Raw genomic sequence first — 22746 nt, 5'->3', positions numbered from 1 at the left:
TGATTTTGCTGCAAAAAGCGAAAATGGAACAAGAAATAGAAAATAATAATAAAAAGCTGGACACTCCGGATGAAATACTCCTGGCTGCTTTAAGGTTATTCGCCCAAAAAGGTTTTTTTAATACGTCATTAACGGATATTGCCAAAGAAGCGGGTATCAAAACAACCAGTGGCGTTTACCAGCATTTTAAAAATAAACAGACGATAGCCGCCGCTCTTTACGCAAACATTATCGACAGTTTAAGTATTTCTATCGACGATATTCGTCGATGTAATAAAAAACCTTCAGAACAATTAAGGGAAGTTGTTGGGTTATTATTTCGATTGGCACAAGATGCGCCGGATATCATTGAATTTTTATTCGTGATAAAGCTTTCTGAATTTTTACCTGACGAAAAGCCTTTAATAGAAACAGCGCCTTTTATAAAAATAATAAAAATTATTCAAGCAGGCATCAAGGCTGAAGAGATCAAAAACATCGATCCCATGGTGGTTTACACCTTATTTTTTGGAATTATCAATCACACATTAGTCATGGCCGTATCAGGAAATCTGACTAAATCAGTGGATAGCTATCAGTCTCCGGCTTGGCTTGCTGCCTGGCACGCGATTCATAAAAAATGATGATGGCAGGTGACTTAGAATTGCTATGGCACCTGCCCCTATGTTTATTTCCACGAACCGAAATTAATCACGACCAGCAGTTTTTATTGCCTCAATGACTTCTTCGCTGTGTTTGGCGGGTTTGACCTGTCTGTATATCCTGGTAATCACACCTTCCGGATTGATAATAAAGGTGTGCCGCTTGCTGAATTTAATCGGCCCCAGTTTAAACAGTGCACCATAAGATTGGCTAACTTTGCCATCAGAATCCGATAACAACGTAAAAGGCAGTGATTGACTCTGTATAAATTTTTCATGGCTGGTGATTGTATCAGTGCTTACGCCCAGCACAACGGCGTTCAACGCTTTTAACGTTTGATCATTATCCCTGAATTGACACGCTTCGATAGTACATCCAGGCGTATTGTCTTTGGGGTAAAAATAAAGAATAACCCATTTGCCTCTATACTGAGCAAGTTGATGGTTGACGCCATTAGCGTCTTGTAGCGAAAAATCAGGGCTGATTTGCCCGGGTGTCAATGCTTCCATTTGTTTGATTTACCTTGAGTATGGCCGAAATAATTGAATTCAAAAAAAAGCCGCATGATAAAAAAAATATCATGTGCAAGAACGGCTTTCATAAATGGCAGATCGTTAAAGAAAAAAAGTTTGATGTGAAGTTTGGAAAACTAAGTACTCTTTATCAATGCGTCCGTTGTAAGGTTGTTAAAACAGAATGGACCTAATATGAATCAACATCAGCTTAAATTTCTGATTAAACTGCATCTCTTGCGATTATTTTCGATAACTTAATATCAAATAATCCAACCAACCCAAACGACTGACCAATTCAGCGGTCGTCGTCTCCATTATTGCTGATACGTTATAAAAACCTACATCTCTGGCAAAACGCCGCAGAAAACGGTAAGTCGGTAATGTATTTAAGGTAATATCGAGTTCATTTTTCTCAGAAAATCCTGTTTCTTTCGCCAGGTTCCGGTATTTTTCAATAGTGAAATCAAACTGGCAGTGGCCATAAAAATGAAACCCGAACGGTCTGGGTAATTTAATCTGAGTTAACGGAGCCAGCCACGGTTTAGGTACAAAATCTGAGAACACCAGCGTTCCGCCCGGTTTTAAAACCCTGAAAACCTCCTGAAAAAATAATGCCCTATCAGAGAAATGGAATATGCATTCAACCGCTAAAACACAATTGATAGATTGATCGAGGAAGGGCAGGGAACAAGCATTGCCGTTGACAAGAAGATAGGGACTGTCAGCAGTTTGCAGCAAATTATTCTTGGCCCGATACAATTGTCGAATATCCAAATTAAGTCCATATAATTTCAGATTACTGTAGGTTTCTTGCAAGTAAGCAAGGGTGCCTCCAAAACCGCAACCCACATCTAAAACAGTCATTCCATCATTTATTTCAGCGAATGCACAGAGCATACGCGTCAGATTTTCTGTGGCTTTAATGAAATCATCTGTCGATAATGTTGCCCGTTCGGGATCATCCCAACAGCCCCAATGCACATGCTTACCGAACGGCTTTTCAACAAAAGTATCTTGTGCAAGCAATTTAAGCAATTCATCAAAATAAGGCAAATTAACCATAGGTGAGGATATCAGGAATGGTTTTTGTCTGTTGTCACAAGGTTTACTTCTTGATTTGATTTGTCTATGCCGAATGGTTTTCTGATAAGCGGGGCCAGTGTCGGTTCCAATGATTTGATGATTTGTACCGGCAAGGAACTCGTGAATCGGTATTTTTCAGCTTCAGGACCTTCCACATAGGCTGTTATGACGCCGAAGAAACGATCACCCATAAAAAATGCAAACGTAGCAGCGCGGCTAATGAATTGAGATTCCAGCAATACACCTCGCTCGCCTCTTACTTGCCGCCTATGATCGCCGGTTCCTGTTTTACCGCCAACAGCAAGCGGTGCTCCTTGAGAATCAGTGTAAACGCCTCTTAGCCGAGTTGCAGTTCCTCCTTGGACTACACCCAGCAATGCATCTTTAGCGACTTTGGCAACTTCTGGGGCAAAAACACGAAGGCCTTGATCAGACAGACGATTCATCGTCGTTTCATAAGGGGTGCCTTCAGCAAAATGAAGCGTTTCAAAACGTATTAAAGGTTGTTTAACCCCGTTATTTTGTAATACCCCCATCAGCTCTGCCAAAGCAGCCGGGCGATCACCCGAGGCGCCGATTGAGGTTGCATAAGAGGGTGTCAAACGCCCAAACGGATAGCCTACACGCTGCCAATCTCGGTGGATTTCCTCGAATGCTTTCGCTTCAAGAAGGGTCATAATGCGCCGGTTTTGTGCATTTTTCCGGGTGCTCTTAAACAACCAACGGTAAACATCAATCCTTTGTTCCGCACTGGCTTCGATTACATCGTCTCTGTCAGCCTCGGGATGCCCAGCCATGTAATTGACCAGCCAAAGTTCCAGCGGATGTATTTTGGTGATATAGCCTTGGTCTTGCAGATTGAATGTTGCGGGTGAATATTTCTCTTTTAGCTTATCAATATCTTCATTTGCCAATGCAGATGCAGGCAAATGGCTTTTCAGAAAAGCGGTCAACGCCTCTATGTCGCTGTCCGGATAAATGGCTTGGTAAAGCATGGTCAACCTGGAGGCTTTGGGCTTAACTCTCCGAGTCAGCATTTCAAGTGCCTCTTGTGCGCTTTTACCTTTATATCTGCCATAAAAACGCCGCAGATAAACCTGACCTTCCTGATCGGCAAAATGTTCTAAATATTCTTGTCTTCTGGAATCATTTGGATCTTCCATCCACCGGGCTATTCCACCGGGTTTATAAAGGTGATGATAAACAATATCTCGCATTAATCGGATAAAGACCAAATTGACAGAGTCCTTAAGTGCATTACGGACTGACATGATCTTGTTATTCTCGTCACGCGTAAAATTATTAAACCGATGTAAACCTCCGCCGGTAAAAAAGCTTTCTCCCGGACTGGCCGAATAACGCCTGTCTAAAGCCAGATTCAACAATGCTTCCAGACCAATGTCCGGAGTAACCTTAAGATGGCTGATTACCCAGGCCGTTAAATAGTCACGCGGATGAAGCGGTACTTTGGCGAGTTCTTCAGCTGAAAAGTCTTTAAATTGTCCATGAATCAAGCTGATGATTTCTAAATAATTCACCATCGTCCTTAATTTTGAGGTCGAGCCCAAGTCCAATTTGATTCCTTCGTTAATATCCAGAGGCTGGTCATAGTTATCGGTTTGGATCCGCAGTAGATTTCCTTTGTCGCCGCGTTCAAATAGCATCAAACTATAAATGATAGGAGAGGGATCGTTTGTTTCGGATAAAAGTCTGAAACCCACTGCTCCGGCTGCTTTTGCGCCATCAGGTTCACTCAATCGCCTCAAGGCTTTGGAAACTGCTTTTTGCGTTTCGAAATCAATCGTAGTCTTAACGCTTAAATCCAGCCGGTCGAGTTCGTAAATTGATTTCAGCCCAATAGCTTTAGCTAATCGCGAGCGCAGCACAGATTGTGTTTTCTTTTCCGCCATGAATTTGGCTGGAACGGAGTTTTCTCGGGGAGGGATTACGACTTGGGCTTTTAATGCAGCATCGCGCAACGCTGCTGAAATAACCCCTTGAGACGTCATTATCCGCAAGTAACTGTCAGTCAATGTCTGTAATGCTTCAAATCCGGGTCCAAGCAGGTAAGAGGGTCTTCTTTGTGATAACAGTAAACTTAACACTTGACGAAAAGCTTGTGCCTGAGCTGGCTTGATGTAAGTGGATTGATTTATGGATGGATCTGCTAATAAAGTATTGACTTCGTTAAAATCGGCACCAAACCAAGCTGACAAACCATCACCTAAACCATGTATTTCCCCCAGCTTTGGAGTTGCAGCCAGAGGCATCGAGTTTAAATAGGTATGAGCAATTATTTTCCGCATCTCACGGGTATCCGGGCCCAGCAGATAAGCTCTAAGCGAGGCGCTGCCCATTTGAATGAACTTGTCAGACATCGTTCTTGTTATACCTTCAGGGGAATGTCTGTATTTTTCCAGTTGGGTCGCCAAAGTACTACCACCCGGAACGTTAATATTTGATCCCAGTTTTTTGGCCATTAATTGAACGCCCGCAAAACCTAGTCGGTCCCATTCAACAGCGGGATTTTTGTTGGTCTGAGTGTCGTCTAGTAATTCGCGATTCTCTATGAATAATAGCGTTTGTAGAACAAGCGACGGTATGGATTCAAAAGTCGGATAGCCATAGGTGGGAAAATTGGCACTGAATAAGATATTTTCGTTTTGATCGGTGATACGCAAGCCGGTCCGGGTTTTCTCCTGATAAATCGGATAGAGACCATAATCAAACAACTGATCCATCATTTCAGAAGATTTTGCCTGTGCAACAACGCTGTAACCTGACTTTTCCAATTTGGCTATGGCATCAGGCAATAAGGTATAACCGAGCCTTTGATCGTAGGGACCGTATTTAGGATAACGGATTTTAGAATTTGGCCCGGGCTCCACCTTAAAATCAAGCTTTTGAGTGATGCTGGAGAGATACTCCGATTGATACTTTGAAGATTTGGTTTCATCCTTGACGAATTTAGCCGCAGAAACGATAAAAAATATCAGGACTGCGAACAAGCTCAGCACTAATAATCTTTTTATTACACGTTTATATCGCAACATGTTTTGTAACTTTGATTCTGACAAAGTATGTTTGAAAAAAATTAGATTTCATAGTCTACAGAGTGAGCGGCAAAAGTAGGAAAATTAACAGTCAAAAATTATAGGCTATTATGCTTAGGGCATAAAGAAACTTAAAGACGCACGATCAAACATCACTATTTTATTTGGCTTTGAGATCCATCCATCTCTTTTTTAGTTCATTTTCTAGGCTCATTAAAGTACCTATAATGTATATTATGTTAAATTATCCATATATACCTATCGTAGATCGAAATTCGGCACAGGGGTGCCCGTCAAAGGACGCCGTAAAACCATCCATGTGGGCTCTATGCCAGCATCCATGCTGGCAAAGCCTTTGCCTCCTTAGGCACTGCCGAAATTTGAAGTGCGGAAGGTATAAATATACATAACTTTTAGTTGTTTCGAGATATCCAACTGCTGCTAAACCTCGTATGACATTTAACGCAAATTTAACATGGCCTTAATTCGATTGTCATGCTCCAACTCTACAATTTCTTTTGATTGATCGCTCCAAAAATAATTACGACAACTTAAAAAGTTAGAGAGGAAAAATGAAAAACAATCAATTCAGCCGCCGGTCATTTTTACAATTGACTGCCGCAACAGGTGGAGTTTTGGGTTTAAGCGCTATGGGAATACGTTTGGCTGAAGCCACAGTGCCTCAATTTGGAGGAACAATCCCCGGATTCGGGCCATTAGTACCAACAGCCGCTCAAAATACCGGTGAAGTGCTAATAGCACTACCTGAAGGTTTCAAATATAACGTGCTGATTCGTCGTGGCAACATCATGTCCGACGGTCGCCCCTGCCCTAGCAACATTGACGGCATGGCGGCATTCAAATTCAACGACAAAGTGCGTTTGGTGGCTTGCAACGAACGTAGCCAAGGTACGCCTATCGGCAGTCTGCCTTATGACACTAATGCCAGCGGTGGCACCACCACTTTGACCTTCGATCCTAAAACCCGTTTGCTGACCGAAAGCTTTGTCAGCTCCAGTGGCACCATGCGCAATTGCGCAGGCGGCTTGACTCCTTGGAATACGTTCCTGTCTTGCGAAGAAAGCAATTTGGGTCCAACCAACACTTCAGGTAGTGGCAAACTTCAAAAACAACACGGCTATGTATTTGAAATACCGGCTGATGCCAGCGGTGAAATCGCTGCAGAACCTTTAGTAAACATGGGCTTGCATTATCCTGAAGCCGCTGTAGTCGATCCTAAAACCAGCATTGTTTACATCACGTCCGACCGTGGTCCTTGCGGTACTTTCCGTTTCATCCCGGATGAATTCGGCAATCTGGCCGGTACTGGCCGAGTACAAATGCTGGCAATCAAAGACATGCCCGGTTATGACACCCGTAGCGGCCAAAAAACCAAAGTCAAACTGCCTGTTACTTGGGTGGACATCGACGATCCGAGCAATGAAATCGAGTATGCCAAAGACGCTCTTTATACCTACAAGCAAGGCTTGGTCAAAGGCGGCGCGACCTTCTCTCGCGGTGAAGGCGCCTGGTACAGCCGTAACAGCGTATTTTTCGCATGCAGCAACGGCGGCGACGCGCGTTTAGGTCAAATTTTTGAACTGCATTTGAAAAACAACGATGTGCAAGAACTTGAATTGATTTTCGAATCGACTCAAGAAGAAGCAATGGCTGCGCCTGACAATATCTGTGTCTCCCCTTCAGGTAACAACCTGATCATCTGCGAAGATGGCAGCGGCAAGGAATATCTGCATCTGTTGCGTCGTAGCGGCAACCAAATCTATCGCTTCGCTGAAAATATCTTTCCAGGCCAGGAAGGCAGCGAGTGGGCAGGCGTATGTTTCAGCCCGGACGGCAAAACGTTGTTCGCCAACCTGCAAGGTGCAGGAGTTAGTTATGCGATTTGGGCCGACAACAATCATTGGGCATCAATTACCTGATTGATTGCACTTCAAACTGAAGTAGAAAGGGACAGACGACTGTCCCTTTTTTCTTAAAAAAATAAGTCATGCACGGAGATGAGAACAATGATTAAGCTGAAATATCTTATGACAAGCATGGTGATGCTTCTTACTTTTGCTTCCTGCGTTGAAGCACATCAGTCGCTGCAAAAAAATGCCAAAGGCTACGGTTCATTCGAATTTGCTTTAATTGGCGACGTACCTTACAACTCGGTCGATTATTGGAAACTTGATAATGTGATAGCTGAAATCAATGCCGACAATCAATTGAAATGGATTTTGCATGCCGGTGATATCAAAAATGGTTCTTCGTTATGTTCGGATGAACTCTTTTTAGACCGCCTCGAACGTTTTCAAGAGTTTAAAAAGCCGTTCATTCTGACGCCGGGTGATAATGAGTGGACTGATTGCCATCGTGCGAACAACGGTTCTTATCTACCGCTCGAACGTCTGGCCAAACTGCGCGAGATCTTTTATCCGGTGCCCGGTTTGACGTTGGGTAAAAAACCCATGATTGTCGAAGCGCAAGATGCGCCGTTTGTTGAAAATATGCGCTGGATGGAGCAACACGTCATGTTCGCTACCCTGCATATCGTCGGCAGCAATAATGCATTAGCCCCGTTTGCCACAAGAACGTCAGCAGATGACACTGAAGTAGCAAATCGCATCCAGGCGTCTGTAACCTGGATCGAAGAAACTTTTGCTAAAGCCGAAGCAGAAAATGCGCGCGGTGTATTGTTGTTATTTCAGGCTAATCCGGGTTTCGAATTAGCCAAAGGCAGTGCTGGACGCAAAGGTTTTGAAGAAGTGCTTGAGGCTTTCGAACGCGCTGCAGTCAGCTATGGAAAGCCTGTGGTGTTGGCGCATGGCGATTCGCATTATTTCCGTATCGACAAACCGCTATTAGGCAGCAAAAGCAGACGACGCATCGAAAATATAACTCGCGTAGAGACCTTCGGAGCGGATGATGTTCACTGGTTACGAGTGGTTGTAGATCCTAATTCACCGGAAGTCTTTTCGGTGCGTCAACAGATCGTTAAAGATAATTTGGAAAATCATCAGTAATTTTTTCTATTTTTAGAATACATCACCCCCTGTGCCCGGACACTTTTTTATCCGGGCACATTTCCTTTCCGTTGCTGCATTAGCCTTTAAAAAATGCGCTAATTCACCTGCCCCGCTCCTACGCGATACGTTTAATTTAACGGTATTTGAGAAGTCACTCAGAGTAGAACTAAGGAAAGGCGCAGCGTTTTTCAATTGTTCCTGTTAAAACGCTGCTTCCTATGTAATTCATTTCTTTAAAGTGTCACAAAATTGAAAAGATACTGACATTTTTGCCTGGAAAAATGTGATGAAGTTAACATTTATTCAAACCAAATACCTATCAATTGTTAACCAAAATGGCTTCAAGCCGGATTTTATTATCTCAAACTGATTATTTCTTTGAAGGATTTTTACCATGTTGAACGTTTCATCAATCAAAACGGCCCTGGTCGCCGGATTATTATTGGCTGCCAATCAGGCTTCAGCATCCGGAGTCTATATTACTGAATGGATGTACTCTGGTAATGGCGGGGAATATATTGAGTTCACCAACTTAAGCGGAGCCGACGTTGATTTTACGGGCTGGAGTTTCGATGACGATTCTCGTATTGCCGGTGTTTTTGATCTTTCCGGCTTTGGTTTAGTAGCACACAACGAGTCAGTTATCATCACTGAAGACACGGCTGACAATTTCAGAGAAGACTGGGCGCTTACTTCAACAGTCAAAGTGCTGGGTGGAGTAACTAATAATCTCGGCAGAAACGATGAAATCAACCTGTTCGATAAAAACGGTAACCTGATCGATCGTCTGGCCTACGGCGATCAAAGCTTTCCAGGTTCGATTCGTACACAACGCATCAGCGGTAATCCTGGTTCTATAGCAGCGTTAGGCCTAAATGATCCAACACTTTGGGCTTTGTCAAGCATCGGTGATCAATTCAATTCCTATACATCTGAAATTGGTGATATAGGAAATCCCGGACAATTTGCTGTAAGCGCAGTGCCTGTCCCGGCAGCGGTTTGGTTTTTGGGCACGGCATTAGTGGGTTTGGTTGGAATGAACCGTCGTAAAGCATAATTAACGGATATAAAACCTAAGCGCCTTAAGAGTTTGCAAAAGTCTCCAGGGCGCATTTTTTGTCGATTAAGATTTAATTGGAAAAATATGAAAATCCATTTTTCAACTCAGATCAAATATACCTTGACCCAATTCGCTATTTTGGGGATGCTCTGTTCCGCTTCGTCTGGTGCACAAGCTACCTCTTCTCTCAATTTAGCCAATTATCAATTGACTGCCACTTATGCCTTGCCCAGACTAACGGCAAGAGAAGCCTCAGCAATTACCTATAACTGGGATACCCATACACTTTTTGTCCTCGGTGATGAAGGTGAAGAATTGGTTGAGGTTTCAAAAACAGGTCAACAATTGAGTGTCATGAGTCTATCCGGATTTGAAGATACGGAAGGTTTGACCTATATGGGAAATGGCCAATTTGTTATCACTGAAGAACGGCTAAGAAATGCCTATCAGATAAATTACACGGCGGGAGGCAATTCAGATAGATCCGCTTTGCCTTTTGTAGATTTGGGATCACCAGTGGGTAATATTGGCATTGAAGGCATTACCTTCGACCCAAGAGACGGATCCTTTATTACCGTAAAGGAAAAAACACCTCAGGAAATCAACGCTCATACCATCGATTTTGCCAATGGAACTTTTACAAAAGCGAGTATCTTTAACCCTGGCCTATTGGGATTACTCGATATTTCCGATGTGCAGGTCCTCTCAACAGGACCCGCTTCACTTGCTCCTTCTACAGCAAATAATCTTTTGATATTAAGCCAGGAATCGTCACGTTTACTGGAAGTTGATCGTAACGGATCCGTTTTAAGTACATTTGACCTGAGCGGTTTTTCAAGTTCGGCCGAAGGTGTCACCATTGACACTGACGGCACCCTTTACATCGTCGATGAAAACGGCACACGACCCCGCTTATTTGTGCTGACTGCTGTGCCTATTCCACCTGCATCTCTTCTTTTCGGCACAGGCTTAATGGCATTAACAGGTATTGGTCGCAGAAAAACCCGGTAAGGCGGATTCGCCAACAGGCAATCCACCATGGCTTTGAAGAATGTTGGCGTTTTGCTATCGCGAAAACGCCCTACCGATTATCGATTTTTACATTGGGTTGTGTTTTTTGACTTAATTTGTCTCCAACCACATTTTCGTGACTAGGGGTAAACCTTCCGTTGCTTTTTCTGAAGGATTACCAAAAAACACACCCTCTTCCGCTCAACCTAATATCCTTAAGTTCAGGGCATTGCCGCTCATCCACCCACTAAAAAACGTATTGCATGTCATCAATTATTAACGGTTTAGAAATCAAAAAGACATATATCAAAAGTAAGGTTTGAGGGTCGACCCGATAGAATTTTCGACAACACCTTAACCTTCGTTGGAGCATATCATGAACTTAAGTAGAGTGATTCTCGCAGTTGTATTTGCTGTTACTACAGCATCATCAATGGCGGTATCTGCCGATCAAAAAAACAATAAATCAGACGCACGTTTTGGTCAAAATATCCAGTTAGGCCCAAGGCCTTATTTTTTGGTTAACGATATGGAAAAAAGCGATCTAAAAAAAGCATTACAACAATGCTCTGAAGGTCCCTTTTATAAATCGGACTTTTCGATAGGTCATCGCGGAGCGCCTCTGCAATTCCCCGAACACACTAAAGAATCTTACGAAGCAGCCGCGCGAATGGGCGCAGGCATTGTCGAATGTGATGTCACGTTTACCAAAGATAAGGAACTGGTTTGCCGGCATTCTCAGTGTGATCTAGAAACAACCACCAACATTCTGGAAACCAATTTGGCCGGAAAGTGTTCCGTTCAGCCAGACATGAACAGTGAAACGCCTTATAAAAATGTCAGCTGCTGCACCAGTGATATTTCGTTGGATGAATTCAAAACATTGAAAGGCAAAATGGATGCCGGTAATCGTAATGCCAAAACACTGAGTCAATTTATGAATGCCACGGCCAGTTTCCGGACTGATTTATATTCATCCAAAGGCACTTTGTTGACGCATAGAGAAAGTATCCGCTTGTTTAAAAAACTGGGCGTCAAAATGACTCCTGAATTGAAATCACCCAGCGTAGCGATGCCTTTTAATGGTTTCACTCAACAGGCTTACGCCCAAAAAATGATTAATGAATACAAAATGGAAGGCGTACCTGCCAAAAATGTATATCCCCAATCGTTTGACCTTGAAGACGTACGTTACTGGATTGCCAACGAACCCAAATTCGGCAAGCAAGCTGTTTACCTGGAAACCCTGGATTTTCCTGATCAAGTACCGGCCGCTATCACTAAGTTACCATCACTTGCTGCCGAAGGCGTGAAAATTGTAGCGCCTCCTATGTGGGTCCTGGTGACCCTGGATGCCAACAACAAGATCGTTCCTTCTGAGTATGCCAGAGCAGCGAAAGCCGCAGGCCTGGATATTATCACCTGGACGATTGAACGTTCCGGTCTGTTGAAAAACGGTGGAGGATATTATTATCAATCTATCACTGACGGCATTAAAACAGATGGCGACATGCTGGTTGTTCTGGATGTCTTGGCCCAGGATGTAGGTATTATGGGCATATTTTCAGATTGGCCCGCAACTGTCACCTATTATGCTAACTGCATGAATTTGAAATAACGGTGTATTGACCCGGCTCGTTGGCAACAACAGCCGGGTTTTTAATCTAAAAGGCATATCCTCAATTGTCCGTTATTGCTCAGTCGTGTTTATTTTGTCAGCAAATAAAAGTGATCCCGTTCACCCAGAGCTTGTCGAAGGTACAGTCGTTCTTGCTTAGATAAATTCACCACGAACTTTTTTTGCAAAATGCTTATGAACTAAACTAACTGTCAACCGGACTATATCGAACACTCCCTATCTCATACCCTTCTCCCATGTCCGCTATCTATCCCGCTTACGCCAATGTAAATCCTGAGTATTTTGCAAAACAGACACCTACTTTGTTAACCGAATTGAAGGCATTTATAAGAAAATTATGAATCGGGAATATCATTGCTGGCATAGTCCCCGTTTGTGGCGGGATATGGAGTTACTGGTTTTCGGACATGCCGGAGCCAAAGTTTTGATGTTCCCCACCCGCGAAGGGCGTTTTTTCGAATACGAAACGCTGGGAATAGTCCACGCGCTGTCACATAAAATCGACGCGGGGCATCTTCAATTGTATTGTGTTGACAGCATACCCTGGGAAACTTTTTATTGTGACTGGCGACATCCGGCCGAGAAAATAGGTCGCTATATTCAATTCGAAGAATACGTTCTGAATGAAGTCCTGCCTTTTATGGCCTGGAAAAACGAGCATCCCTGCACTATTGTTCAGGGTTGTAGCCTGGGGGCGTTCCAGGCGGCCAATATCGCCTTCCGCCATCCTCACCTCTTTCAAAAGTTATGCGCGTTTTCAGGCCGTTATGATCTGACCCTGGCTGTTGAACACTTTCATAATCTGTTTCACGGCTATTATGATGAAAATATCTACCACAACACCCCGACGCACTTTCTTCCCCAGCTCGACTGTGATTGGCACTTACAGCATTTACGCAACATGGACATGGTTTTCACAATCGGCAAAGAGGACCCATTCCTTGGCAACAATCACCATCTGAGTCATATTTTGTGGTCCAAAGGGATTTGGCATGCCTTGCACGAATGGGATGGACGGGCTCACCGTGCCAGTTATTGGCGAAAAATGGCGGCATTTTATATCTGAGAAGCCAAGCCCCCTCTAAGCTACCAGTGCAACGCGCGTAACCTGGGAAATTTTTTGTGCTGATGCTCTTGCATACGAATCATCACGTTAACCAAGGCTTCCAACGCATCGATAATAAAAGGTCCTTTATTCAACATCACGCATTCAGCCCTGACTGCCATGGCTGCATCGGTAAACTCCGGCCTCGATTTCGTGCCTTTTTTGGCTATGGATTCGAGCACCTGGGTAGCCCAAATTACAGGCACATGACCGGCTTCACACAACCAGAGCAACTCTTCCTGAATTTCTGCCAAGCGCGCACTTCCCAGTTCTACCGCCAAATCTCCCCGAGCAATCATGATGCCTAAACTATGGCGGCCTATGGTGCCGAGTATGATTTCCGGTAAATTTTTAACCGCGCGATTAGTTTCTATTTTGGCAATGATTGGTAAATCCGTAGCACTGCGTTTCGCCAGTTCATCGATTAAGCACCCCATATCCGCCAGCGATTCAACAAAAGAGAACCCGATCAAATCAGCATGAGAACAAACAAAATCCAGGTCTTCCATATCTTTTTGACTCAATGCAGGCAAGGCCAAATCCGTTTCGGGAAAATTAATGCCTTTGTCGCTCAAAATTGATACACCGCTGCTGCGCGTTTTAGTTACACGCAATAAAACACCTTGTTCTGTAATCGTTTCGACGATTGCTCCCAACTTACCGTCATCAATCCAGACGGGATCGCCCGCTTTCAATCGATTGATCGCATGCGACAAAGTGCAACCGATCTGAGCGGGTTTAATCGTTACGCCCTGTTCATCTATCCCGCACGGAGCGCCCAATTGTGAAGCATCAGTCAACAGCAACAGATCGTCTTTAAAGAGCAAAATTTTCTTGGGTAAGCCGTCAAAGCGGCCAATTTTACAAGTCGACTCAGGCGTCTTGGCGCTATCAGCGTCAGACAGCAACTGTAATTCACATTCTGAAACCAGATAACTGCTTTGTTCGCATCTGACTTGCCATTCAGAATCGGAAATCAATTGTTCAACAATGAGTTGGCGACATTTGCCTCTCGAATCTTCAAAGGCCAGATGATGGCCCGCCTTCAGGCTATGAAAAAATGCTTCCGGCACTGTCACTCTAAATAAACCATCGTCTTCTTGACCGGAAGGCACAGCGCCAACTTGCTCGTTAACCAGAAGCAACCTGCCCGGCAATACCGTTTTTCCATAAGCATCACGTTTAACTTTAATATGGTGAACAGCTGGACCCAATTCAATCGCAGCGGTTCTGATTTTGTGCCCAGCCAGATCCATCAAAACCCGGCAACTGCGACCTGTTTCCGCTTCGGCTCTGCGGATATTCCGGATCATGGCTTGCCATATTTGGGGGTTATCATGAGCACAATTGATTCGGGCACACGTCATGCCTTTACTCATTAACGCGCTAACCAATGGGTAGTCCCATGCCGAATCAGTTCCCAGCGTTACCATTACATGCGCTTTACTTTTTTCAAAGTAAGTACCAAACAATTCGATAGTATGCTGTTCCAGCAGTTGCTGTCCTCTATTGAAGCCAAATTCACGAATATTTTTATCATCTTCGATAATGTTTTTATCAGTAGCATGCCTCAACAAGTTAATGACAGCATCCAATGTGGATAAAACCGAAGATTCCGCCCGCCCCAGAGAAGACAAACCCACTTGCGCTAGTCGCTGCTGTAAATGTCTTAAATCAAACTGCCTGAGCGCCAAATAATGGGCCAGATTAATAGCGCTCTTGGTAAAGACGCCGGATCGATAAAATTTTGAATATTTTTTCAATCTTAAATCGGCGTTTTCGACCACATGACTGCGGATCTCGCAGACATCCAGCATTAACTGGCTTAGTGTATCGCAATATGAATCGTGCGAAATTAATGAGGACAAATTGTCTTGAATGACCATGGGTATCAATTAGCTTGGAAAAAACAGGTACTTCACTAAAAGTGCAAAAAGGCTACAAGGCATACGCCTGTCTGGCAAATGCCTGAAAATACCGTTTACCCCATGCTATTAAGTTAAGCGTATTTCGTAGAAGCAGCAATGCCTCGCTCCTACAATGGTGCCTATCGATTGAATTTAACTTAATGGCATTCCCGTTCACCTGTTCGACAAATTCATGACAGGCTTCGAGGTAATTCAGAGCGAACAGTATTTTCGATAAATCAGCTGCATTTTTGGGTTTATAGGTTTGGTGATGTCGGTTAAGCCCATCAGAGAAAATGACTGCAACTGCATTATTGAGAATGATGAAGCTAAAATATTGCAGCTTTATGACAATCAATGCTTTTCGGACCAATCGTCAAAGAGGCCACGCGTGACAAATTTACTTTTTAAGGCTTTGTATGCTAAATGAAGACCTACGCTACAAGTCGTTTTTGAGTTGCCCTATATTGTCCATTTCTTGCTTGATCGCGAGAGAATCAAGCTGTTCTAGTGGCAGGACTATAAAATACCTGATACGCGTCAGAATAAAATTGAAAACAAGTTTAAAAGCATGGCGCTTAGCATCTTCATTACCTTGCTCTGCCGCAGGGTCTTCAAATCCCCAATAGGCCGTAATTGGCCTTCCGGGCCATACCGGGCAGACTTCGCCAGCCGCTTTATCACAGACAGTGATCACAAAATCCATGACGGGTGCATCCGGTGCGGCAAATTCATCCCAGCTTTTACTCCGTAATTCCTCGACGGGATAATTCAAGGTTTTAATTTGTTCGATCGCCAAAGGATGAACCGTGCCTGTAGGATGACTGCCTGCACTGTAAGCTTTAAATCTTCCATTGCCTAGCTTATTAAATGCCGCTTCCGCCATGATACTGCGTGCCGAGTTGCCGGTACATAAAATCAGAACGTTATAAACTTTGTTAATCATAAAAAGCTTTTAATTTATAAGCGTATAGGGGGTCAATGTCATAAGATGTATCTTGTTGCTATTTGATTAGCCTGGGTAGTCGGAGGCATTGAAGGCCATCACCGCTCTGGCATTGGTTTGCTGATGTAAACTCAAGAGCGCTCTTCACCGAACCAATGTTGTGTACGTTTGCAAAACCCTACCAGAGCCAGCATCAACGGCACTTCTATCAGTACCCCGACCACGGTGGCGAGCGCAGCGCCGGACGACAGGCCGAACAACATGACGGCCGTGGCGATGGCGACTTCGAAATGATTGGAAGCGCCTATCATGGCCGAGGGCGCGGCGTTTTCGTAGGAAAAGCCCCACAGCTTGGCGGCCAAGTAGGTGATGGCGAAAATCAGGATGGTTTGTATCGCCAAAGGAATTGCAATCCACAGTATCGTCAGCGGATTGGCGGTGATGACTTCGCCTTTAAAGGAGAACAGCAGCACCAGCGTCAACAGCAAGGCGATGATGGTAATCGGGGTCAATACATGCAGAAATTTTTGCTCGAACCAGTCCAGTCCTTTATGAGCGATGATCCAATTTCGCGAACAGAAGCCAGCGACCAATGGTAAGGCCACGTAGATGCTGATGGACAACAGCAAGGCTTCCCAGGGCACCGGCAATTGGCCCACGCCCAACAAAAAGCCGCCGATCAAGCCATACAAAAACAGCATCGCCAATGAGTTGATCGCCACCATCACCAAGGTATGTCCGGCATTGCCACCAGCCAGATAACCCCAGACCAGCACCATCGCGGTACACGGCGCCACACCCAGCAAAATGCAGCCGGCCAGGTAGCTGCGCCATAAGGGTACTTGCAGCATTTTGACGCCATCTTGCAAAATGACGGTGCCGGAACCGTATTCACTGCCAACCGGCAAATCGAGGCCGAACGGCATTTTCACCAAGTCCACCGCGTCGGCACCTAGCAACGATTGAAACAACACACCCAAGAACAAATAGGCGATGCCGTACATCGTGAAGGGTTTGATCGCCCAATTGACGATCAAGGTCAGGCTGACCGGCTTGATGCTCTTGCCAGCTTTCACCACCTCGGCAAAGTCGATCTTGACCATGATGGGGTACATCATGAAAAACAGGCAGATTGCAATAGGGATCGAGACGACCGGCGCGCCGTTAACATTGATACTCATGCCGTCCAGCGTCTTGGCGAAATTAGGCGCGAAAGCGCCCAGCAGAATGCCGCCGGCGATACACAAACCTACCCAGAGAGTCAGGTAACGTTCAAAAAATCCCATTGCGTGTTGTTTGGCTGTCATAGTCTTGCCTCGTAGATTTTGTAGTAAGGATTTTGCTAAAAATAACTTTACCCTTTGAAAGGAGTTCGAGGGGGGATTGACTAAAAAGTGATAGGCGTGTGCAAGCGTTTCAACACAGTCTCTCCGGATCTTGATTGATCAAGGGTTGGCTCAGCGCCGACAAGCACGCTAGACCAACCGGTTCTTTTTGCAATAGCGGCACCACAGCATAACGACGGGCATGCTGACGGGCGACGGCATTGATTTCCCGCAGTTCATTGGCGGCCCGTTGCCGTAACAAGGGCGACTCGGTTTTAGTGGCCGCCACGCTGGAATTGACGATCCAGGCCCAGGCTTCGATGCCGGCGCGTTTTAGGTCGGCCTGGAGGTTGGCGGCTTCGAGTACCGGCGTGGTTTCTGCCAGCGTAACGATCAGCACTTTGGTGTGTTTCGGGTCTTGCAGCCGCATCAACGGTGTGCTGTAGTGCAGCCCGGTCGTATCCATCTGTCGGCTGATTTCCCGGTGATAAGCGCCGGTGGCATCCAGCAACAGCAAGGTATGGCCGGTCGGCGCGGTATCCATAACGACGAACTTGCTGCCTGCTTCGCGGATGATGGCGGAAAAGGCCTGAAACACCGCGATTTCCTCGGTGCAGGGAGAGCGCAAGTCTTCTTCCAGCAGCGCGCGGCCTTGTTGATCCAGCTTGGCGCCCTTGGTTTCCAATACATGCCGGCGATAACGTTCGGTTTCCAGATGGGGATCGATGCGGCTGACCCTCAGATTGTCCAAAGCCTCATTCAACGTGTCTTCCAAGTGGGCCGCGGGATCCGATGTAGTCAGGTGCACCGGCAATCCGCGCCGGGCTAATTCCACCGCGATGGCGGCGGCCAGGGTGGTCTTGCCGACACCACCTTTACCCATCAGCAAGATCAGGCCGTGTTGGTCTTTGGCTATTTCTTCAACCAGTTCGGACAGGCCCGGTTCATCGAGTACCAGCGGAGCATCCATGGTGACTTCGGTCATTCTGGGCGTGTCGTCGAATAAGTGCCGCAATGCGGCCAAGCCCACCATATTGAAAGGTTTGAGCATCACCTGATCACGCGGCAGCGTTTGCAAAACGGCAGGAATAGACTGCAATGCGGCTTGTTCGCGCTCGTGAATTGCCAGAGCCAAAGGATCGAGCTCGGTTTCACTGTGTGGCAGGATGCCGTTGATGACCAGATGTTGTTGCGTTAAACCAATCGACGCCAGTTCTTCATGAGTGCGGGCGACTTCGCGCAAGGTGGCTTGCTGAGCGCGCGCAACTAAAATTAACCGGGTGCGCTGGGCGTCCGCCAAGGCATCGACGGCAGCTTTATATTGTTCGCGCTGTTTTTCCAGGCCGGCTAAAGGCCCCAGGCAGGACGCATCGCCCTTACCGGCTTCCAGGAAACCGCTCCAGGCACCGGGCAGTTGCAACAAGCGAATGGTATGGCCGGTCGGCGCGGTATCAAACACGATGTGATCGTAATCCGCCGTCAGCGCGCTATCGGTCAACAGCGCGGTGAATTCGTCGAAGGCCGCTATTTCGGTTGTGCAGGCACCGGAAAGCTGTTCTTCTATGCCTTTGACGACCGTTTCCGGTAACAGGCCGCGTACCGGGCCGACGATGCGGTCGCGATAGGCTTGGGCGGCGTCTTGCGGGTCGATCTCCAAAGCGGCCAAACCCGGCACCACAGCTATTTCGGTGATCCGGTTGCCGATGGTGATGCCGAACACCTGGCCGACGTTGGAGGCAGGGTCGGTGCTGACCAGCAACACCTTGCGACCGGCATCGGTCAAATGAATGGCTGTGGCGCAGGCGATCGAAGTCTTGCCGACACCGCCTTTGCCGGTAAAGAACAAAAAGCGAGGCGGTCGATCGAGAAATTTCATGCTGTAATCCTTTAGCAACACTTACTGCCGCTGCAACAGCTGGACTCGGACTTTTCGTCAATTGAATTGATTGCAGCCCAGCGTGTCAGTTCATTACGATTGGGATAGCGACCGGCCAGAGCCACTTCGCCGTCGACCAGAATCAACGGTAAGGCTTCCGCGCCGGAACGTTCCAAGAAGCCTTTGACGACCGGGTTTTCCGCAAACGCCATCGGTTCTTGAGCCAGGTTGAAACGCTCGATTTGTGCGCCATTTTGCTTGGCCCAATCCACGTCGGCGGAAAAATCGACCAATTGCTGATCGACGTCCACACCGCAGACGCCGGTACTGCAACACAAGGCCGGATCGAAAATTTGAATAGTGCTCATAAAAAAATCCTAAAAATCAAGGTAACAAGGTGCCGATGCGGTCCAGCTCGGCTTTCAGACGTGCCGGATCGTTCTTCAGTTCGTCCAGCGGCAAGGCAAGGAAGGTTTCGATGCGGTGACGCAAAATGCCGTAAGCAGTCTCGAATGCCGCTTTGATTTCAGCTTCCGTGCCTTCCGCATGCGCCGGGTCTTCCACGCCCCAATGAGCGCGCATGACCGGGCCGAGATAGGCCGGGCAGGTTTCGCCTGCGGCGTTACCGCAAACGCTGATGACAATATCCGGCGTGACCGGAAGGTCGTTCCAGGATTTGCTGTAATAGCCTTCGATGGAGATACCTTTTTCTTGCAGCAAAGCCACGGCGCCGCTGTTTAAACGACCGATGGGCTTGCTGCCGGCACTGATAGCATGCCAGCCTTCGGGCGCCAGATGGTTGAAAGTGGCCTCGCCCATCAAAGATCGGCAGGAGTTACCGGTACAAAGAAATAAAACATTCATAATGGAAAGTGCTGAGTTGTGGATGGAAAAAATTAGTCGCTATTGCAACACGCCGAAGCCTCACCGGCATCGAGACAAAGTTCGGGATGACCCGTGCAGCACTCCGCCGTCAGATAATCGATCAACGATTGCATGACCGTTAAATTGGCTCGGTAACGCTGGTAACGTCCTTCTTGAGTGACGTTGACCAGGCCGGCATGCGTCATCGCTTTCAAATGAAAGGACAGGTTGGTCGGCGGCAAAGTCAATTCAGTGGAAATTTCACCGGCAACCAGACCGGTCGGTGCGTGTTTGACCAACAACCGGAACACATCAAGGCGAATGCCGGAGGACAGCGATTCAAAAAGTAAGGTGGCGAGTTCTTTATTCATGCTATTACTCTACAACTATAGTTGAAGTATGTAAATGAAAGTTTTAGGAATTTCCTCCGATACCGAAGTTTCGACCAGCAGCGCTATCGTGCCAACGACCTTAATAAAGCCTGAGCGTACTATTTATTGCTTGCGAATTCTGTGGCTAGCCCGATGGCAGTTAAGAGAGGTTCACCAGCAGCAAACGAGGTTTGCTGTTGGTGATTAGGATTCAATGCCATAGCATTGATTTATATAAGAATACAGCGATGTGAAAACTATCTGACGGAAATATTAAATAAGAACAATATACTTAGCGCGGAGCAATTGAAATCGTCCCTTCCCTACTGCGGGAATTCAAGAAGACTTTGTTGACCAAGGCCTCAGACAATCAGATTGCGCCTTTTCTGCGCAAGCCCATCAAACCTAAAAGACTGCTGCCCAAAAACCAGACCGGAGCTGGCAGAGGAACTGCCGCAATATCACCTGAGCGTACGGCCCACGCCAGATATTCGCCACTTTTATTCAGATCGCTTTGAACACCAAAATCAGTTGCAAAAGCCCATGCGAATGAAGCGTTGTCAGGAGCATATTCAAGGTTTGTCCAGAATACATTGGCTTCCAGATTTACGATTGACTTTGCTGCGTTTGTTACACCGTCTCTAAAAAAGGCATTCGGCGTTTCATTCCAACCCAATTGTTCTTCATCTCCGAATATTGAATAAAAGCCTCTGTTTAACAGATTGACGTGATACATATAAGCCAATTCCGAATTTGGACTGGTAATGTTGTAACCGTAATCGGTGCTGCCGTCATACGCAAATTCATAGTCAAAAGCCGAGCTGTTTGCTGCTGACAAAGTCGGCAAACGCCAATCGCTAACACCGCCGTAAACCAGACCATCGGCCCAAGCGTTCGCCTGTTCCCAAGTCATCAATCCGGACTCATGCTGACCTGAGGTTTTTGCATAATTTGCATCCTGTAACCAGGTGACATCAAGAACCGTGTCATAGATCATACCGTTACCGCGATCCATCAAAACCGCTTCTGATAAGCCTGAAAACATAAGCCCGCCACTCATTAGTGCGGCTGAAAAAACTTTTTTAGCACGGGTATTCATTGAATCTGCTCCTAAGTAGATGGATATAAACCGGGAAATAATCTGCGTCAAAAAACATCAAGACGCGATGAGTCTAAAAGTTTTTTATGACAAAACGTTTAACGTTTGATGAAGATTTGGTGACATTTTTGAGTCAACACGCACAGATTATTGCCGGATAAAACCGCTACAGTGCTTTCTGCACTATTCAAAACGGATAATGGCAATGAAGTGAGACACTATTGTGATCTTTTAGAACGGCTTAGGCTCGATATTGCTAACTATCGCCTAAGCCTAACGATAATGGCGTTTCCTGATCTTGTTGTTCTTGTTTACGCCAATGCAGCATCTCCAGTCTCCCGTCGAAGTGCTCGACGATCGCCGTGCAACTCTCCACAAAATCGCCCGTATTGACGTACCAAAAACCTTCAATTTGCTTGATTTCGGCATGGTGTATATGCCCGCAAATCACGCCATCCAGCTTTTCATGCTTAAGCGTGTGAACAATGCTTTCTTCGTAATCGGAAATAAACTGCACGACATTTTTGACCTTGAATTTGACATATGCGGCAAGCGAAAATTGGGATTGCACGCCCAGCAATCGCCTGAAGAAACGTAACACACGATTGATATCAATCAACCAGTCGTAACCGATGCTACCGATTTTGGCAAGCCATTGATGATGGCGAGCAATGGTGTCGTACTCGTCGCCATGGACGATAAGAAATTGTTGCCCTGTGACAGTGGTATGAATGTCAGAATTTTTAACAACCACATCACCAAAGACAAAGCTGTCGTATTCTCTGATGTTTTCATCGTGATTGCCCGGTATGTAGATGATTTGAGTCCCATGACGGGCCTTGCGTAACAGCTTTTGGATAATGGTGTTATGGTCGGGTGGCCAGTACATTTTTTTTGATAGCGCCCAAAAATCAATGATGTCGCCCACCAAATAGAGTTTCTCGCTGTCATTGTGCTTGAGAAAATCCAATAGCGTATCGGCTTGGCATTGGGTGGAACCGATGTGAAGATCGGAAATCCAGATTGTGCGGTACTGTGGACTGGTCATAAATAGTTAACAAAAAGCGGCAAGCTGCCGGATACCACTATTTTGTTAGCTAATTATGACAATTGAATGACGGAATGACTTTATGCCGGCCATTTTGATTTAAAAAACAACTGCAATCCGCATTATTTTGGCGGTGCGCTTACTGCCATTTGTGCGTTTAATATAAATGACAC

At 45.9% G+C, this 22746-nt stretch carries 19 protein-coding genes; 7 read left to right on the top strand and 12 right to left on the bottom strand.

What is annotated here, in order from left to right; translation table 11 throughout:
- Window positions 1-23: 23 nt before the first annotated feature.
- Window positions 24-623: a TetR/AcrR family transcriptional regulator gene (locus GO003_RS16070; RefSeq protein ID WP_159657949.1), complete on the top strand. Its 600-nt coding sequence runs from the start codon at window positions 24-26 to the stop codon at window positions 621-623.
- Between the two features lie 63 nt (window positions 624-686).
- On the opposite strand, the gene GO003_RS16065 is transcribed toward GO003_RS16070, so the two are convergent.
- The 3 genes from GO003_RS16065 to GO003_RS16055 form a co-directional block, all read right to left on the bottom strand.
- Window positions 687-1151: a peroxiredoxin gene (locus GO003_RS16065; RefSeq protein WP_159657924.1), complete on the bottom strand. Its 465-nt coding sequence runs from the start codon at window positions 1149-1151 to the stop codon at window positions 687-689.
- Between the two features lie 246 nt (window positions 1152-1397).
- Window positions 1398-2219 (bottom strand): class I SAM-dependent methyltransferase, encoded by an 822-nt coding sequence (locus GO003_RS16060; protein WP_159657925.1) that lies wholly within the window; start codon window positions 2217-2219, stop codon window positions 1398-1400.
- Between the two features lie 11 nt (window positions 2220-2230).
- Complete coding sequence (locus tag GO003_RS16055) at window positions 2231-5293, bottom strand: transglycosylase domain-containing protein (protein ID WP_159657926.1); 3063 nt, start codon at window positions 5291-5293, stop codon at window positions 2231-2233.
- Between the two features lie 572 nt (window positions 5294-5865).
- Between GO003_RS16055 and GO003_RS16050 the strand changes: the two genes are divergently transcribed.
- The 6 genes from GO003_RS16050 (at window position 5866) to GO003_RS16025 (ending at window position 13098) form a co-directional block, all read left to right on the top strand.
- Window positions 5866-7233: an alkaline phosphatase PhoX gene (locus GO003_RS16050; protein WP_159657927.1), complete on the top strand. Its 1368-nt coding sequence runs from the start codon at window positions 5866-5868 to the stop codon at window positions 7231-7233.
- Window positions 7234-7320: 87 nt separating this feature from the next.
- Complete coding sequence (locus GO003_RS16045) at window positions 7321-8319, top strand: metallophosphoesterase (RefSeq protein WP_159657928.1); 999 nt, start codon at window positions 7321-7323, stop codon at window positions 8317-8319.
- Window positions 8320-8716: 397 nt separating this feature from the next.
- Entirely contained in the window at window positions 8717-9379 is a 663-nt protein-coding gene (locus tag GO003_RS16040) for a lamin tail domain-containing protein (protein WP_159657929.1), read from the top strand.
- Between the two features lie 87 nt (window positions 9380-9466).
- Window positions 9467-10393: an SdiA-regulated domain-containing protein gene (locus GO003_RS16035; RefSeq protein WP_159657930.1), complete on the top strand. Its 927-nt coding sequence runs from the start codon at window positions 9467-9469 to the stop codon at window positions 10391-10393.
- A 376-nt stretch (window positions 10394-10769) separates the two neighbouring features.
- Window positions 10770-12011: a glycerophosphodiester phosphodiesterase family protein gene (locus GO003_RS16030; protein ID WP_159657931.1), complete on the top strand. Its 1242-nt coding sequence runs from the start codon at window positions 10770-10772 to the stop codon at window positions 12009-12011.
- 358 nt (window positions 12012-12369) lie between these two features.
- The gene (locus tag GO003_RS16025; protein ID WP_159657932.1) at window positions 12370-13098 is read left to right on the top strand and encodes an esterase family protein; all 729 of its coding nucleotides are present in this window, start codon (window positions 12370-12372) and stop codon (window positions 13096-13098) included.
- 20 nt (window positions 13099-13118) lie between these two features.
- Here the strand turns inward: GO003_RS16025 and GO003_RS16020 are convergent, their stop codons facing one another.
- From GO003_RS16020 to GO003_RS15980, 9 genes are all read right to left on the bottom strand, one after another.
- Window positions 13119-15023 carry a pyruvate kinase gene (locus GO003_RS16020; RefSeq protein ID WP_159657933.1) on the bottom strand — a complete coding sequence of 635 codons (1905 nt, stop codon included), beginning with the start codon at window positions 15021-15023 and terminating at the stop codon, window positions 13119-13121.
- Window positions 15024-15483: 460 nt separating this feature from the next.
- The gene (locus GO003_RS16015; RefSeq protein ID WP_159657934.1) at window positions 15484-15990 is read right to left on the bottom strand and encodes an arsenate reductase ArsC; all 507 of its coding nucleotides are present in this window, start codon (window positions 15988-15990) and stop codon (window positions 15484-15486) included.
- A 131-nt stretch (window positions 15991-16121) separates the two neighbouring features.
- The gene (gene arsB, locus GO003_RS16010) at window positions 16122-17297 is read right to left on the bottom strand and encodes an ACR3 family arsenite efflux transporter (RefSeq protein WP_159657935.1); all 1176 of its coding nucleotides are present in this window, start codon (window positions 17295-17297) and stop codon (window positions 16122-16124) included.
- Window positions 17298-17406: 109 nt separating this feature from the next.
- Window positions 17407-19191 (bottom strand): arsenical pump-driving ATPase, encoded by a 1785-nt coding sequence (arsA, locus tag GO003_RS16005; protein ID WP_159657936.1) that lies wholly within the window; start codon window positions 19189-19191, stop codon window positions 17407-17409.
- An 11-nt stretch (window positions 19192-19202) separates the two neighbouring features.
- On the bottom strand, window positions 19203-19559 hold the full coding sequence (arsD, locus tag GO003_RS16000) for an arsenite efflux transporter metallochaperone ArsD (protein ID WP_159657937.1): 357 nt from the start codon (window positions 19557-19559) through the stop codon (window positions 19203-19205).
- 16 nt (window positions 19560-19575) lie between these two features.
- Window positions 19576-20055 (bottom strand): arsenate reductase ArsC, encoded by a 480-nt coding sequence (locus tag GO003_RS15995; protein ID WP_159657938.1) that lies wholly within the window; start codon window positions 20053-20055, stop codon window positions 19576-19578.
- A gap of 32 nt (window positions 20056-20087) precedes the next feature.
- Window positions 20088-20426 (bottom strand): ArsR/SmtB family transcription factor, encoded by a 339-nt coding sequence (locus GO003_RS15990; RefSeq protein WP_159657939.1) that lies wholly within the window; start codon window positions 20424-20426, stop codon window positions 20088-20090.
- A 370-nt stretch (window positions 20427-20796) separates the two neighbouring features.
- Complete coding sequence (locus GO003_RS15985) at window positions 20797-21525, bottom strand: DUF1566 domain-containing protein (protein ID WP_159657940.1); 729 nt, start codon at window positions 21523-21525, stop codon at window positions 20797-20799.
- A gap of 256 nt (window positions 21526-21781) precedes the next feature.
- Window positions 21782-22573, bottom strand: coding sequence for a UDP-2,3-diacylglucosamine diphosphatase (locus tag GO003_RS15980; protein ID WP_159657941.1), 792 nt, complete (start codon window positions 22571-22573; stop codon window positions 21782-21784).
- Between the last annotated feature and the right edge of the window lie 173 nt (window positions 22574-22746).

Source organism: Methylicorpusculum oleiharenae, assembly GCF_009828925.2.
GTDB lineage: Bacteria > Pseudomonadota > Gammaproteobacteria > Methylococcales > Methylomonadaceae > Methylicorpusculum > Methylicorpusculum oleiharenae.
This window is presented reverse-complemented; position numbering and strand designations above follow the sequence as displayed.

Coding starts and splice junctions, on each gene's coding strand:
- GO003_RS16035 (WP_159657930.1), top strand. CDS start 9,467: ATGAAAATCCATTTTTCAACTCAGATCAAATATACCTTGACCCAATTC.
- GO003_RS16050 (WP_159657927.1), top strand. CDS start 5,866: ATGAAAAACAATCAATTCAGCCGCCGGTCATTTTTACAATTGACTGCC.
- arsA (WP_159657936.1), bottom strand. CDS start 19,191: ATGAAATTTCTCGATCGACCGCCTCGCTTTTTGTTCTTTACCGGCAAA.
- GO003_RS16025 (WP_159657932.1), top strand. CDS start 12,370: ATGAATCGGGAATATCATTGCTGGCATAGTCCCCGTTTGTGGCGGGAT.
- GO003_RS16015 (WP_159657934.1), bottom strand. CDS start 15,990: ATGATTAACAAAGTTTATAACGTTCTGATTTTATGTACCGGCAACTCG.
- GO003_RS16055 (WP_159657926.1), bottom strand. CDS start 5,293: ATGTTGCGATATAAACGTGTAATAAAAAGATTATTAGTGCTGAGCTTG.
- GO003_RS15990 (WP_159657939.1), bottom strand. CDS start 20,426: ATGAATAAAGAACTCGCCACCTTACTTTTTGAATCGCTGTCCTCCGGC.
- GO003_RS16070 (WP_159657949.1), top strand. CDS start 24: ATGGAACAAGAAATAGAAAATAATAATAAAAAGCTGGACACTCCGGAT.
- GO003_RS16030 (WP_159657931.1), top strand. CDS start 10,770: ATGAACTTAAGTAGAGTGATTCTCGCAGTTGTATTTGCTGTTACTACA.
- GO003_RS15985 (WP_159657940.1), bottom strand. CDS start 21,525: ATGAATACCCGTGCTAAAAAAGTTTTTTCAGCCGCACTAATGAGTGGC.
- GO003_RS16040 (WP_159657929.1), top strand. CDS start 8,717: ATGTTGAACGTTTCATCAATCAAAACGGCCCTGGTCGCCGGATTATTA.
- GO003_RS16045 (WP_159657928.1), top strand. CDS start 7,321: ATGATTAAGCTGAAATATCTTATGACAAGCATGGTGATGCTTCTTACT.
- GO003_RS16020 (WP_159657933.1), bottom strand. CDS start 15,023: ATGGTCATTCAAGACAATTTGTCCTCATTAATTTCGCACGATTCATAT.
- GO003_RS16065 (WP_159657924.1), bottom strand. CDS start 1,151: ATGGAAGCATTGACACCCGGGCAAATCAGCCCTGATTTTTCGCTACAA.
- arsB (WP_159657935.1), bottom strand. CDS start 17,297: ATGACAGCCAAACAACACGCAATGGGATTTTTTGAACGTTACCTGACT.
- GO003_RS16060 (WP_159657925.1), bottom strand. CDS start 2,219: ATGGTTAATTTGCCTTATTTTGATGAATTGCTTAAATTGCTTGCACAA.
- arsD (WP_159657937.1), bottom strand. CDS start 19,559: ATGAGCACTATTCAAATTTTCGATCCGGCCTTGTGTTGCAGTACCGGC.
- GO003_RS15995 (WP_159657938.1), bottom strand. CDS start 20,055: ATGAATGTTTTATTTCTTTGTACCGGTAACTCCTGCCGATCTTTGATG.
- GO003_RS15980 (WP_159657941.1), bottom strand. CDS start 22,573: ATGACCAGTCCACAGTACCGCACAATCTGGATTTCCGATCTTCACATC.